This window comes from Thermus caliditerrae (genome assembly GCF_021462525.1).
Taxonomy (GTDB): domain Bacteria; phylum Deinococcota; class Deinococci; order Deinococcales; family Thermaceae; genus Thermus; species Thermus caliditerrae.
Window position 1 is genome coordinate 1 of the sequence record NZ_JAKEDT010000034.1, and the last position, 13,379, is coordinate 13,379.

Sequence of the window (13,379 nt, forward strand, 5' to 3'; positions counted from 1 at the left end):
GCTATTTCCTGTTCCCCCTCATCCCCAGGAGGCAAGGGATGTCCGAACTTAGAGGGAGAGCTCAGCCATAATGGTCCTGATGAAGGCCATGACCTTCTGGGTCAAGCCGCAGAGCTCCCTCGAGGCCCTGCCCGAGGCCAGGGACCTGGTCCAGGACCTCCTGGAGCTTTTCTACGAGTATTTCCCCGAGTACGAGGGGTGCCTGGGCTTCTCCCAGTCCCCCAGAAGGCCGCGCTACCTCTTCCTCTACATGGAAGGCCCTTGTGGCGGGCTTCTGCCCTCGGCGGCGCTCTTTCTAAAGGACCTCTTGGAAACCGCCTTCCCTGGGGCCGAGGTGCGGGTCTACGGCAAGCCCTGGCCCTAGCGGCGTTTCTTCACCAACCATTCCTCTTCCCGCACCCCTTGGCGGGCGTTCACCACCCGGGCCAGGACGAAGAGGAGGTCGGAAAGGCGGTTTAGGTAGCGGATGGCCTCGAGGTTCACGGGCTCTTCCCGGCTTAAGGCCACCACCTTGCGCTCCGCCCGGCGCACCACGGTGCGGGCCAGGTGCAAGGCCGCCGCCGCCGGGTGCCCCCCGGGCAGGACGAAGCCCCTAAAAGGGGGGCTTTCCTCCATGTAGCGGTCAATGGCCCGCTCCAAGCCCTCCACGTCCTCGGCGTCCATGCGGGCGATGTTCCGCTCGTAGGGGCTTCCCATACGGGTGGCCAGGTCGGCCCCCAGGTCAAAGAGGGCGTTTTGGATGCGCTCCAAGAGGTCATGGAGGTCCAGGTGCTCCTTGGGCAGGAGGCTTCGGGCCAGGCCGATGGCGGAGTTGGCCTCGTCCACGGTGCCGTAGGCCTCCACCCGGGGGTGGGCCTTCACCACCCGCTCAGCCCCGTAGAGGCCGGTTTCCCCTGCGTCCCCCGTCTTGGTGTAGATCTTCATGGCCCCATTGTAGGGAGTTTGCCGGGGAAAGGAGACTCTGGGGACCCAAAGGCAGTAAAAAGCCGCTTCCGGGGTTGCCACCAACCCCGGAAGCTTTGCCTTCTGGACTTGGCGGGCCCGAGAGGATTCGAACCCCTGACCTGCTGATCCGTAGTCAGCCGCTCTATCCAACTGAGCTACGGGCCCAAGCCGACCCTCAAGGTAGCACGGGAAAGCCCCCCTTGTCAATAATGGGCAAGGTGCGGGAGCGGCGTCTGGAAGGCCACATCCTTAGCCTGCTTCAGGAGGCGCTTTCCCTGGAGGAGCTCCACGCCCGCCTGCAACCCCTTTACCCGGGCCTCAAAAAGGCCACCCTCTTCGCCCTTCTGGTGCGGCTCAGGCGGGAGGGGAAGGTGGCCTTCCTGGAGGGGCGCTTCCTAGCGGGCAAACCGCAGGATGCGGACCTCTAGCCCGTCGGAGACCTGGACTTCCCACTCGCCGCCAGGAGGAAGGCCCTCGAGGGCAAAGGCCACCTCCCCCGCCCGGTGCCAGAGGCCCAGGGTGGTGCGGGAGCCGTCTTCGGCCACGTGGAAGAGGGAGAAGAAGGGGTAGCCCTGGACGCGCACGCGCAGGAACCCCCCTTCCTCGGCAAGGCTCACCTGGGGCTCGGCCAGGGGGACGAGGGGGGCAGCCACCTCCTTCAGGAGGTTTGCGCCCAGGTAGAGCCCCACCGTGGCGTAGGTGCCCACGGGCAGAAGGGCCTGGAAGTGCAGGATGCCCTCCGAGTCCAGGAGGGTGTAAACGGGGACCTCGAGGGGGGTGGGCTGGCCCGGGGCCTCGGCCAGGAGGCGGTAGGGGGAGGGTTCGCCTTCGGGGGCAGCTTTAAGGCGCAAGGGCGGGTTCAGGACCACCTCCCCGTTCTGGATGCGTCCCGTGAAGAGAAGCCCTTCTTGGGGAAGGCCCAGGGGCTTGGGGGGATAGGTTTCCAAGAAGGCTTGGGCCCCCTCGTAGGTGTAGTCGGAAATCCACTGGGGGCTGCAGTAGCTCATGAGGTCGTAAAGCTGGCTTGGGTCCTTGAGGGAACCGTTGGCCAGGTCGTAGCCCCAGGTGCCGATTTTGCCGCCCGCATAGGGATAGTTGGGGTCGCCCGATACGCCGCAGGGGGCGTGCTCCCGCCCGAAGTTGTGCCCCAGCTCGTGGGCCATCACCGCCGGGGCGGAGGAGGGGTAGTCCCAGCCCGCGGCCACGGGGTAGCCGATGTAGCCGATCCCCGCAATGCCCGAGGTGTAGGACACCTTCACGAAGCCGTAGTAGTAGCGCCCGCTCCCATCCTGCTGGCGCAGGAGGCGGAGTTCTTGAAGGAGCTGGGCCCAGGTGTTCCCGTCGCTGGCGCTCAGGGCGCCGGAGAAGGTGTAGGGCGCCCGGGTGGTGGAGGCCACCTCCTTAAGGGGCCAGATGCGCCAGAGGGTCTGGCTGAAGCTGGGCACCGTGGCGGTCTGCCCCTGGTGCACCACGGGTACCGCGGTGAGGTGGAGGGTGGTGCCTGCCCCCACACTGGGGGTGAGGGTGAGGAGGTTATCGCCCTCGTCGCTTTCCGCCACCTGGTCCTGGGGGTCGGCGCGGAGCTCCACCCTTAGCCCAGGGGCCACCCACTCCGCGGGCAGGGTGGCGGTGCAGGTGCTGGCCAGGCTCCCCGGGTCGGTGGCGGTGGGGATGGGATTGGGGCAGGTGAAGGAGAGGTTGCCCTGGAAGGTGCTATTCAGGTACACCGCTCCGGAAAGGGCGTTGCTGAGGGTTATGGGAGAGGGGCTCGCCAGGAGGTGGACCCTTAGGAGGGCGGGCTTACCCGCCACCAGGCGCAGGTTTTCCTTGAGCACCGTCTGGCCCCACTCGGCCTTGGCGAGGCGCAGGTTGGGCAGGGAGGGGGCGGTTACCGTGAGGGTGAGGGGAGCTTCCCGCACCAGGCTCCCCCCTTGGCCCCGCACGAAGAGGCTGTAGGTGCCGGGAGCGAGGGTGGGAGAGGCGGTGAGCTCCAGCATGGGGGCCGAGGGGACCGGGGTGCTGGTGGGGCTCAGGCTTACCCCGCTGAAGGGGTTTTTGCTGGCGTCCACCAGGGAAAGGGTTACCTGGCCGGTGTAGGTGCCGCTCACCACCAGGCGCACGTAGGCGGTCCCTCCCTGGGCTACGGAGAGGGAAGAGCCCTCGAGGGTCAGGCTGAAGTCCTCACCAGAGGGCTGGGCGACCGTTAGGGTGAGGTCTGCCTCCCGGCTTATCCCCCCTCCCGTCGCCCGGACTTTCAGGGGATAGGTGCTTGGAGGGACGCTACTCCCCACGCTCAGGTTGAGGGCCTGCGTCACGGGGGCGCTACCGCTTACCGAAAGGCTTGCTGGGGAGAGGTTCACCCCGCTGGGGGCGCCCACCAGGGAGAGGCTCACGGTCCCTATAAAGCCGTTTTGTGGGGTGAGGGTGAGGGTGGTGGTACCAAAGCTCCCCTGCTCCACGCTGAGGCTTGTGGGGTTGAGGGAGAGCGTAAAACTCCCGCCGGGGCGTACCCGGACCACGACGGGGTTTTGGGGTTGCGTGGTGGCCCCTTTGGGGTCTTGCACCTGGAGCCGCGCCGGGTAGTTCCCCGGGCTGCTGTAGGTGTGGATGGTGCCGCTTCCGCACGGGGCGAAGGTCCTCTCGGTGCCATCTCCCAACTCCAGCATGCAGGTCAGGGGGTCGCCGTCGGGGTCTTCCGCCTGCCAGGTGAAGCGCACGGTGAGGGGGGCCTCCCCCTCGAGGGGGTTTGCCTGGAACGCCAAAAGCCGTGGCGGCCGATTGAGGGCGGTCCATTCGCAGGAAGCCAGCAAGACCAGGGCCAAAGCGAGGAGGCTCGCTATCCGGGCCATCCTTGCTACCCTAGCAGGTCCCCCAGGGGGTATGGATGAGAGGTGCTATCCTGGGCCTTAATGCGGCCTGGGCTTGCGGCGAGGAGGCTGGTCCTGAAGGTGGGGAGCGCGGTCTTGGCGGGGCCTTCCGGCCTGGACTTTCCCGCCATGCGGGAGATCGCCCGCCAGGTGCTGGCCCTGCGGGAAGAGGGGCGGGAGGTGGTGCTGGTGTCCTCGGGGGCGGTGGCGGCGGGGATGGCGGCCACCGGCCTTCCCCGGCCCCAGGACATGCCCCTGAAGCAGGCCCTGGCGGCCATCGGCCAGCCCCTCCTCATGGCCGCCTGGCGGGAGGCCTTTGCCCCCATCCCCGTGGCCCAGGTCCTCCTCACCGCCGAGGACCTGGCCTCCCGGGAGCGCTACCTGAATGCCAAGGCCACCCTTCAGGCCCTTTTGCGCCTCGAGGCCCTCCCCATCATCAACGAGAACGACACCGTGGCCTTCCAGGAGATCCGCTTCGGGGACAACGACCAGCTCTCCGCCCGGGTGGCGGCCTTGGTGGAGGCGGGGCTCTTGGTGCTCCTTTCCGACGTGGACGCCCTCTATGAGGATGACCCGAAGAAAAACCCCAGCGCCCGCCCCATCCCGGAGGTGGAGCGGGTGGAGGCTGTGCTGGCCCATGCCGGGGAGGGGAATCCCCTGGGAAGCGGGGGTATGCGCTCCAAGCTCCTTGCCGCCCGCATTGCCGGAAGGGTGGGGATACCTACCCTCCTTCTCCCGGGAAGAAGGCCCGGGGTGATCCTCGAGGCGCTGGCGGGAGCTCCCTTGGGTACGTACTTCCATGCCCGTAGGCGGTACCGGGGGCAGAGGGCTTGGCTCTATGGTCTTCTTAAGCCCAAGGGGGAGCTCGTTCTGGACGCCGGGGCGGTGCGGGCCCTGAAGGAGCGGGGGGCAAGCCTCCTGCCTGCGGGGGTGAAGGCGGTGCGGGGGCGGTTCGGCCGGGGAGAGGCGGTGCGCCTTCTCACCGAGGCAGGGGAGGAGGTGGGGGTGGGCCTCGCCAACTACGCCGCCGAGGAGATCGAGCGCATCCGGGGGCACAAAAGCGCCGAGATCGAGGCCCTTTTGGGCTACCGCTACACCGAGGAGGTGGTCCACCGGGACCACCTGGTCCTGAAGGAGGAAGCATGAGGGTTGAGGATCTTGAGGCCACCCTTAGGGGCATGGCGGAGGCGGCCCGGGCCAGGCTCCCCGCCCTCGCCAAGGGGAACCGGGATGCGGCCCTCCTGGCCATGGCCCAGCTTTTGCAGGCGCGCTGGCAGGAGGTGCTGGAGGCAAACAGGGAAGACCTAAAGGAGGCGGAGGCCGCTGGGCTCCCCAGGGCCAAGCTGGACCGGCTCGCCCTGCGGGAAAAGGACCTAATGGCCCTCACCGAGGGCCTCCGCCAGATCGCCGCCTTGCCGGACCCCTTGGGGCGGATCGAAGGGCTTAGCAAGAGGCCCAACGGCCTCCGGGTGGGCCGGATGCGGGTGCCCTTGGGCCTCATCGGCTTCGTCTACGAGGCCCGCCCCGGGGCCACGGTGGAGGCGGTCTCCGTGGCCCTGAAGGCGGGGAACGCCATGCTCCTCAGGGGGGGCAAGGAAGCCTTCCGCTCCAACCGGGCCCTGGTGGCCCTCTGGCACGAGGCCCTGGAGGCGGCGGGCCTGCCCAAGGAGGCGGTCAGCCTGGTGCCCACCACGGACCGGGAGGCCATCCTGGCCCTGTGCCGCTTAGAGCTTCTGGACCTCCTCATCCCCCGGGGGGGCGAGGAGCTCATCCGCCTGGTGCAACGGGAGGCCCGGGTGCCGGTTTTGGCCCACGCCAAGGGGGTGAACCACCTCTACGTGGACGAGCGGGCGGATCTTTCCATGGCCCTCCGCCTGGCCCTGAACGGCAAGACCCAGCGGCCTGCGGTGTGCAACGCCCTCGAGGCCGTCCTGGTCCACGAGGGGGTGGCCGAAGCCTTCCTTCCCCTGCTGGAGAAGGCCATGCGGGAGCGGGGGGTGGAGCTCAGGGCCTGCCCCCGAGCCCTTCCCCTCCTAAAGGAGGCCGTCCCCGCCTCCGAGGAGGAGTGGGACCGGGAGTACTTGGACCTGATCCTCAGGGTGAAGGTGGTCTCGGGGCTGGAGGAGGCCCTGGCCCACATCGCCCGCTTCGGCTCCCGCCACACGGAGGCCATCTGCACGGAAGACCCCAGGGCCGCCTGGCGCTTTTTGGAAGAGGTGGACGCGAGCCTCGTCCTCTGGAACGCCTCCACCCGCTTCAACGACGGCTTCCAGCTGGGCTTGGGGGCGGAGATCGGCATCAGCACCTCCAAGCTCCACGCCTACGGCCCCATGGGGCCCCTGGAGCTCACCACCACCAAGTGGGTGGCCTTGGGGGAGGGGCAGGAGCGGGAGTAGGGTGCTGCGAAGGCTCCTCGCCCTCTACCAGGAGGCTCACGTCCCCTTCTTCGCCGCCGCCCTGGCCTACTACGCCCTCCTTTCCCTCATGCCCCTCCTCTTCCTCCTGGTGGGGGTCTTCGGCCTCCTCCTCTCGGGAAGCCCCTCCTTGCGGGCGGAGTTCCTGGAGGGGGTGGCGACCTTGGCGCAAAGCCTTTTTCCTGCCAGGCCCGAGCTGGCCCAAGACCTTCTGGGTTTCCTCACCCGGAGCGCCTTCCCCCTGACCCTGGCCAGCGGGCTTCTCCTGCTCTGGTCGGGGAGCAACTTCTTTGCCGCCCTGAGCTACGCCCTGGGGCTTATCTTCGGCAGCCCCCCGGGGCTTCGCCACCGGCTTTTGGGCCTGGTCATGCCCTTCTTGCTGGGCCTGGGCCTCATCCTCCTCGCCCTCTTCGGCCTGGCCGTGGGCTTCCTCCTCCGCTTCCTGCCCCCGGAGTGGCGGGGGGTTTGGGGGCCCTTCCAGGCCCTTTTTCCCCTGGTGGCCGCCTTCTCCCTCTTCCTCTTCACCTACGCCTTCTTCCGGGGGCTTAGGGGCTTCCGCGAGCTTCTCCCTTTGAGCGTGGGGGCAGGGGCCGCCACCCTCCTCTTCGAGGCGGTGCGGCTGGGCCTTCCCCGGCTCCTCCCCCGCTCCCAGTACGAGCTCCTCTACGGCCCCTTGGCGGGCTTCGTCCTGGCCCTCATCGGGCTTTACCTGGTCCTCTGGGTCTTCCTCCTGGGGGCCCTCCTCGCCCGGGCGCTGGAAGAGGCCTAAGGGATTTTGGCGGGGGAGTATGATGGTCCTATGCGCCGGGCCAGGCTAACCCCCTAGGGCGGGAAGGGGCCTGGCCTTCCCTTCCCCTTGGGGAAGGGTTTTTTTGAGGGAGGAGGAGATGGAGAAGTACAACCCCCACGCCATAGAGCCCAAGTGGCAGCGCTTCTGGAAGGAAAAGGGCTTCATGAAGGCCAAGGAGGCGCCCGGGAAGCGGGGCAAGCAGTACGTGTTGGTCATGTTCCCCTACCCCTCTGGGGACCTGCACATGGGCCACCTGAAGAACTACACCATGGGGGACGTCCTGGCCCGCTTCCGCCGGGTACAGGGCTATGAGGTCCTCCACCCCATGGGCTGGGACGCCTTCGGCCTGCCCGCGGAGAACGCCGCCCTTAAGTTCGGCCTCCACCCCCGGGACTGGACCTACCAAAACATCCGCCAGGCCAAGGAGAGCCTCGAGCTCATGGGCATCCTCTACGACTGGGACCGGGAGGTGACCACCTGCGAGCCCGACTACTACCGCTGGAACCAGTGGATTTTCATAAAAATGTGGGAAAAGGGCCTGGCCTACCGGGCGGGGGGGCTGGTGAACTGGTGCCCCAAGTGCCAGACCGTTTTGGCCAACGAGCAGGTGGTGGAGGGCCGCTGTTGGCGCCACGAGGACACCCCGGTGGAGAAGCGGGAGCTGGAGCAATGGTACCTGCGCATCACCGCTTATGCCGATAGGCTCCTGGAGGACCTCGAGGGCCTGGACTGGCCGGAGAAGGTGAAGGCCATGCAAAGGGCCTGGATCGGCCGCTCCGAGGGGGCGGAGATCCACTTCCCCGTGGAGGGCTCCGAGGAAAGGATCCCCGTTTTCACCACCCGGCCCGACACCCTTTTCGGGGCCACCTTCCTGGTTCTGGCCCCGGAGCACCCCTTGACCCTCAAGCTGGCTTCCCCGGAGAGGCGGGCCGAGGTGGAGGCCTACGTGGAGGCCGCCCGGCGCAAAACGGAGATCGAGCGCCAGGCGGAAGGGCGGGAGAAGACCGGGGTCTTCCTGGGGGCCTACGCCATAAACCCCGCCACCGGGGAGCGGATCCCCATCTGGACCGCGGATTACGTGCTTTACGGCTACGGCACCGGGGCCATCATGGCCGTGCCTGGGCACGACGGGAGGGACTTTGAGTTCGCCAAGAAGTTCGGCCTGCCCATCCGCAAGGTGATCGAGCGCCCGGGTAAGCCCCTGCCCGAGCCCCTCGAGGCCGCCTACGAGGAGCCTGGGGTCATGGTGAACTCCGGGCCCTTTGACGGCACCCCCAGCGAGGAAGGCAAGAAGAAGGTCATCGCCTGGCTGGAGGAGAAGGGCCTGGGGAGGGCCAGGGTCACCTACCGCCTCCGGGACTGGCTCATCAGCCGCCAGCGCTACTGGGGCACCCCCATCCCCATGGTCCACTGCCCCACCTGCGGGGTGGTGCCCGTGCCCGAGGAGGAGCTTCCCGTCCTCCTCCCTGACCTCAAGGACGTGGAGGACATCCGCCCCAAGGGGAAAAGCCCCTTGGAGGCCCACCCCGAGTTCTACGAGACCACCTGCCCCAGGTGCGGCGGCCCCGCCCGGCGGGACACCGACACCATGGACACCTTCTTTGACTCCAGCTGGTACTACCTGCGCTACGCCGACCCCAAAAACGAGAAGCTCCCCTTTGACTCTGAGAAAGCCAACTTCTGGATGCCGGTGGACCAGTACATCGGCGGTGTGGAGCACGCGGTGCTGCACCTCCTCTACAGCCGCTTCTTCACCAAGTTCCTCCACGACCTGGGGATGGTGAAAGTGGAGGAGCCTTTTACGGGCCTCTTCACCCAGGGCATGGTCCTGGCCTGGACGGACTTCGGCCCCGTGGAGGTGGAAGGGGAGAGGGTGCGCCTCCCCGAGCCCACCCGCATCCGCCTGGAAATCCCCGAGAGGGAGCTTTCCCTGGAGGAGGTGCGGAAGATGGGGGCGGAGCTCAGGCCCCACGAGGACGGTACCCTGCACCTCTGGAAGCCCGCGGTGATGAGCAAGTCCAAGGGCAACGGGGTCATGGTGGGCCCCTTCGTGAAGGAGGAGGGGGCGGACATCGCCCGCATCACCATCCTCTTCGCCGCACCCCCGGAGAACGAGATGGTCTGGACGGAGGAGGGGGTGCAGGGGGCTTGGCGCTTCCTGAACCGCATCTGGCGCCGGGCGGCCGAGGACAAGGAGGCCCTGCTGGCCACAAGCGGGAAGTTCCAGGCGGAGGCCCTGGAGGGGGCGGACCGGGAGCTTTACCGGAGGCTCCACGCCACCTTGAAGAAGGTGACGGAGGACCTCGAGCATTTGCGCTTCAACACCGCCATCGCCGCCCTCATGGAGTTCCTGAACGCCCTCTACGAGTACCGCAAGGAGCGCCCGGTGACCCCGGTGTACCGCACCGCCATCCGCTACTACCTGCAGATGCTCTTCCCCTTTGCCCCCCATCTGGCCGAGGAGCTTTGGCACTGGTTCTGGCCGGATAGCCTTTTTGAAGCGGGCTGGCCTGAGCTGGACGAGAAGGCCCTGGAGCGGGACGTGGTGGAGGTGGCGGTGCAGGTGAACGGCCGGGTGCGGGGGACCATCCAGATCCCCAAGGACGCCCCCCTGGAGGTGGCCCTGGCGGAGGCCAGGAAGGTGCGGAACGTCCAGACCCACCTGGAGGGCAAGGAGATCGTGAAGGAGATCTACGTGCCTGGAAGGATCCTGAACCTGGTGGTGCGCTAAGGAGCCTCCCCGGCGCCGGGGAGGGCAGCCGGGGCGAAGGGGGAAAGGAGGCGGGTGGGCACCACCTTGGCCACCTCCCCCAAGGCGGGGGTGAGGAAGAGGCCCTCCCCCGCTTGCCAGGCGAGAAGCCTCCCGTAGCCTAGGAGGAAGCCCTCCCCGTCCAAAAGGCCGTAGAGCCTGCCGGCCTCCCCCTGGCCCTCCAGGGGCAGGGCCCGGGGCCTGGCCTCCTGGAAGTGGGCGAGAAGCCGCTTTAGGCGGTTTTGCTTTCTTTCCGTCGGGGTTTTCCTCCGGGCCCCGGGGAGGGGCGGGGCCAGGCGAACCCTCAGGTCCTTGCGCCAGGCCAAGGCCTGGTAGAGCCCTTCCGCCCCCAGGACCAGGACCTCCGCGGGCATGAGGGCCTCCGCCTGGAGAAGGCGGAACCCGGGGTGGAGGAGGCCGTCGGTGTCGGCCACCGCGGGGCTTCCCGGGGGGATGAGGCGGGCCAGGCGCAAGGCCCCCACCACCGCCCGGGCCTCGAGGCCTGCCGGGGAAAGGCTTCCCAGAAGGTAGCGGCGGAGGGGAGTGAGGCTTCCTTCCCGGTAGCGAAAGAGGGTAAAGGCCCCAGGCAGGGAGCCCTGCCCTGGGTCCAGGTCCAAGAGGTAGGCCTTCCCGGCCTTCTCCAGGAGCCTTTGGGCCAGGGTGGACTTGCCCACGTCCGTGGGGCCCACCAGGAGGAGCACGTCCCTGACTCTACCACGGCCCTGTAGTCTGACGCCTTTTTTCCTATGAGCAGAAAAGTGTTATACTTACCCCACCATGAGCCTCTGGTTTGAGGAAAGCGGCGAGGAGCGGGCGGTGCTGGGGCCTTTCCGGGAGTTCCTGAAGGCGGAGGTGGCCCCAGGGGCGGCGGAGCGGGACCGCACCGGGGCCTTCCCCTGGGACCTGGTGCGGAAGCTGGCCCAGTTCGGCGTCTTCGGGGCCACGGTGCCCGAGGCCTACGGGGGGGCGGGGCTAACCAGTCGGCTTTTTGCCCGCATGGTGGAGGAGGTGGCCTATTATGACGGCGCTCTGGCCCTCACCGTAGCCAGCCACAACTCCTTGGCCACGGGGCACATCCTCCTGGCGGGGAACGAAAGGCAGAAGGAGGCCTTCCTGCCCAAGCTGGCCTCGGGGGAGGTTTTGGGGGCCTGGGGGCTCACGGAGCCGGGGTCGGGCTCGGACGCCGCCGCCCTTAAAACCCGGGCCGAGCCGGTGTCCGGGGGATATGTGCTCAATGGCACCAAGCAGTTCATCACCCAGGGGAGCGTGGCCGGGGTCTACGTGATCGTGGCCCGCACCGACCCTGCCCCAAGCCCCGAGCGGAAGCACCTGGGCCTCTCCGCCTTCGCCTTCTTCCGCCCCGAGCGGGGGCTGAGGGTGGGCCGCAAGGAGGAGAAGCTGGGCCTAAATGCCTCCGACACCGCCCAGCTGGTCCTCGAGGACCTCTTCGTGCCCGAGGAGGGCCTTCTGGGGGAGCGGGGTAAGGGCTTTTACGACGTATTGCGGGTGCTGGATGGGGGCCGGATCGGCATCGCCGCCATGGCCGTGGGCCTGGGACGGGCGGCCTTGGACTTCGCCCTGCGCTACGCCAAGGAGCGGGAGGCCTTTGGCAGGCCCATCGCCGAGTACCAGGGGGTTTCCTTCAAGCTGGCGGAGGCGGCCACGGAGTTGGAGGCGGCGAGGCTCCTCTACCTCAAGGCGGCGGAGCTCAAGGACGCGGGCAGGCCCCACACCCTCGAGGCCGCCCAGGCCAAGCTCTTCGCCAGCGAGGCGGCGGTGAGGGCCTGCGACGAGGCCATCCAGGTCCTGGGGGGGTACGGCTACATCAAGGACTACCCGGTGGAACGCTACTGGCGGGACGCCCGCCTCACCCGCATCGGGGAGGGGACGAGCGAGATTTTGAAGCTCATCATCGCTCGGCGTCTTCTAGAAGCGGTGTGAAGGTGAGGGAGGTGGGGGTCTTGAGGGCCAGCTGGCCGCAGGCCGCCCCCACGTCCCGCCCTCGGCTCCAGCGAATGGAGGTGGGCACCCCCAGGCGCTTCAGCTCCTCGGCAAAGGCCAGGATGCCCGCCTTGGGGGTGCCCACCACCGGGGCGCCTTCCCAGGGGTTGAAGGGGATGAGGTTCACGTGGGCGCTTAGGCCCTTGAGGAGCTTGGCCAAAAGCCTGGCCTGCCAGGGGTGGTCGTTCAGGCCCTTGAGGAGGGTGTACTCAAAGGTGACCCGCCGCTTGGTCTTGGCGTAGTAGTGGCGCACCGCCTCGAGGATCTCCGCCACGGGGTAGCGCTGGGCGGTGGGGATGATCTTTTTGCGGGTTTCGTCGTCGGGGGCGTGGAGGGAGAGGGCGAGCCGCACCCCCAGGTCCTCCTCCGCCAGGCGGTAGATCCCCTTAGGGATGCCCACCGTGGAGAGGGTGATGCGCCTCGGGCTCATGGCGAGGGCCTTCTTGTGGAGCATGACCCGCACCGCCTTGAGGACGTTCGGGAGGTTCAAAAGGGGTTCCCCCATGCCCATGAGGACCACGTTGCGGATCTCCCTGGGGGAGAGGCCCTGGTGGTGGGCGATGGCCAGGATCTGGGCGAGGATCTCCGCCGCGGTGAGGTTGCGGCCAAAGCCCAAGGCTCCGGTGGCGCAGAAGGTGCACCCTGCGGGGCAGCCCACCATGCTGGAGAGGCAGACGGTTTTGCGGTTAGGGTAGGGCATGTAGACCGCCTCGGTCTTCTTGCCGTCCAGGAGGGTGAAGAGGTACTTGACGCTGCCGTCGCGGCTGGGGTAGGCCTCCACCAGGGCGAACTCGGAGATGCGCCATTCCTTGCTCAGGGCCTCCCTCAGGCCCTTGGGCAGGTCGGTCATCTCCGCGAAGTCCAGGGCTCCCCGGGCATAGAGCCAGTGGGCGATCTGGGCCTTGCGAAAGCCCTCGCCGGGGAGTTCTTCGGGTAGGAGTTCCAAGATGGGCCTCATGCCACGCCCTCGTAGAGGTCCGCGAGGCTGAGCCTTCCCCCCAGGCAGGGCAGGGTGAAGCTTTCCTCCAGGGGTTCTTCCACGAAGCCCTCCGCCGTCTTGCGGTACAGGGTGCCGCCCCGCCCCTCGCTTTCCAGGAGGAGGTAGCCCTCGAGGCTCGGGAGACTCAGGTAGCGGGCCAGCTTCTCCCGCCGGTCCTGGGCCTCGGTGCTCGGGGAGAGCACCTCCACCACCAGACAGGGGGCGGTCTCGTAGAGGGGATGGGCCTTGGGGCCGCAGACCACCATGACCTCCGGGTAGTAGAAGGTGTCCTCTGCGAGCCTGAGCCTCACGGTTTCGCTGTAGACCCGGCACCCCTTGGCCCGGGCCAGGGGCTTGAGGAGGGCCACCAGGTTGGTCACCAGGAGGTTGTGGTCCAGGCTGGCCCCGGCCATGGCGTAGGGAATGCCCCCCACCAGCTCATGGCGCAGGGGGCTTTCCCTCTCCAGGGCCAGGTACTCCTCCTCCGTTAGGGGACGCAGGGCCCGCTCGGTCATCGCTCCATTATCCCACATTCCGCACCCCTCCCACCTTCCTGTAGGATTTCGGGGCAGACTTGACCGATATGCGGCCTTGGGGTAAAGAGGGGGCATGACCCTACGCGAGGCCTTGTCCC

Annotated in this window: 12 protein-coding genes and 1 tRNA gene; 7 read left to right on the forward strand and 6 right to left on the reverse strand. The window is 67.8% G+C overall.

The features are described 5' to 3' along the window. The first annotated feature begins 79 nt into the window (after positions 1–79). Positions 80–364, forward strand: coding sequence for a hypothetical protein (locus tag L1088_RS12055; protein WP_130840729.1), 285 nt, complete (start codon positions 80–82; stop codon positions 362–364). Here L1088_RS12055 and L1088_RS12060 read toward each other — a convergent pair. Continuing rightward, complete coding sequence (locus L1088_RS12060; protein WP_234555293.1) at positions 361–924, reverse strand: cob(I)yrinic acid a,c-diamide adenosyltransferase; 564 nt, start codon at positions 922–924, stop codon at positions 361–363. The genes L1088_RS12055 and L1088_RS12060 overlap by 4 nt on opposite strands. 109 nt (positions 925–1,033) lie before the next feature. Then, positions 1,034–1,110: transfer RNA gene (locus tag L1088_RS12065), tRNA-Arg, on the reverse strand. Positions 1,111–1,163: 53 nt separating this feature from the next. Here L1088_RS12065 and L1088_RS12070 point away from each other — a divergent pair. Further along, positions 1,164–1,373 carry a DUF935 domain-containing protein gene (locus tag L1088_RS12070; RefSeq protein WP_234555294.1) on the forward strand — a complete coding sequence of 70 codons (210 nt, stop codon included), beginning with the start codon at positions 1,164–1,166 and terminating at the stop codon, positions 1,371–1,373. Here the strand turns inward: L1088_RS12070 and L1088_RS12075 are convergent. Beyond that, on the reverse strand, positions 1,341–3,794 hold the full coding sequence (locus tag L1088_RS12075) for a PKD domain-containing protein (protein ID WP_234555295.1): 2,454 nt from the start codon (positions 3,792–3,794) through the stop codon (positions 1,341–1,343). The genes L1088_RS12070 and L1088_RS12075 overlap by 33 nt on opposite strands. A 60-nt stretch (positions 3,795–3,854) precedes the next feature. Here L1088_RS12075 and proB point away from each other — a divergent pair, with 60 nt between their 5' ends. The 4 genes from proB (at position 3,855) to leuS (ending at position 9,747) form a co-directional block, all read left to right on the forward strand. After that, on the forward strand, positions 3,855–4,958 hold the full coding sequence (gene proB, locus L1088_RS12080; RefSeq protein WP_234555296.1) for a glutamate 5-kinase: 1,104 nt from the start codon (positions 3,855–3,857) through the stop codon (positions 4,956–4,958). Beyond that, positions 4,955–6,208: a glutamate-5-semialdehyde dehydrogenase gene (locus L1088_RS12085; RefSeq protein WP_234555297.1), complete on the forward strand. Its 1,254-nt coding sequence runs from the start codon at positions 4,955–4,957 to the stop codon at positions 6,206–6,208. The genes proB and L1088_RS12085 overlap by 4 nt, the downstream gene beginning before the upstream one ends. Position 6,209: 1 nt before the next feature. Continuing rightward, entirely contained in the window at positions 6,210–6,995 is a 786-nt protein-coding gene (locus tag L1088_RS12090; RefSeq protein ID WP_038041025.1) for a YhjD/YihY/BrkB family envelope integrity protein, read from the forward strand. Positions 6,996–7,113: 118 nt separating this feature from the next. Beyond that, positions 7,114–9,747 carry a leucine--tRNA ligase gene (gene leuS, locus L1088_RS12095; protein ID WP_234555298.1) on the forward strand — a complete coding sequence of 878 codons (2,634 nt, stop codon included), beginning with the start codon at positions 7,114–7,116 and terminating at the stop codon, positions 9,745–9,747. On the opposite strand, the gene L1088_RS12100 is transcribed toward leuS, so the two are convergent. Continuing rightward, a complete protein-coding gene (locus L1088_RS12100) occupies positions 9,744–10,466 on the reverse strand; it encodes a Clp1/GlmU family protein (protein ID WP_234555300.1) in 723 nt (240 codons plus the stop codon). The genes leuS and L1088_RS12100 overlap by 4 nt on opposite strands. 76 nt (positions 10,467–10,542) lie before the next feature. On the opposite strand from L1088_RS12100, the gene L1088_RS12105 reads away from it, so the two are divergent. Then, positions 10,543–11,706: an acyl-CoA dehydrogenase family protein gene (locus L1088_RS12105; protein WP_234555302.1), complete on the forward strand. Its 1,164-nt coding sequence runs from the start codon at positions 10,543–10,545 to the stop codon at positions 11,704–11,706. Here the strand turns inward: L1088_RS12105 and rlmN are convergent. Continuing rightward, the gene (rlmN, locus tag L1088_RS12110) at positions 11,675–12,724 is read right to left on the reverse strand and encodes a dual-specificity RNA methyltransferase RlmN (protein WP_234555303.1); all 1,050 of its coding nucleotides are present in this window, start codon (positions 12,722–12,724) and stop codon (positions 11,675–11,677) included. The genes L1088_RS12105 and rlmN overlap by 32 nt on opposite strands. Beyond that, positions 12,721–13,260: a Uma2 family endonuclease gene (locus L1088_RS12115; protein ID WP_234555304.1), complete on the reverse strand. Its 540-nt coding sequence runs from the start codon at positions 13,258–13,260 to the stop codon at positions 12,721–12,723. The genes rlmN and L1088_RS12115 overlap by 4 nt, the downstream gene beginning before the upstream one ends. Between the last annotated feature and the right edge of the window lie 119 nt (positions 13,261–13,379).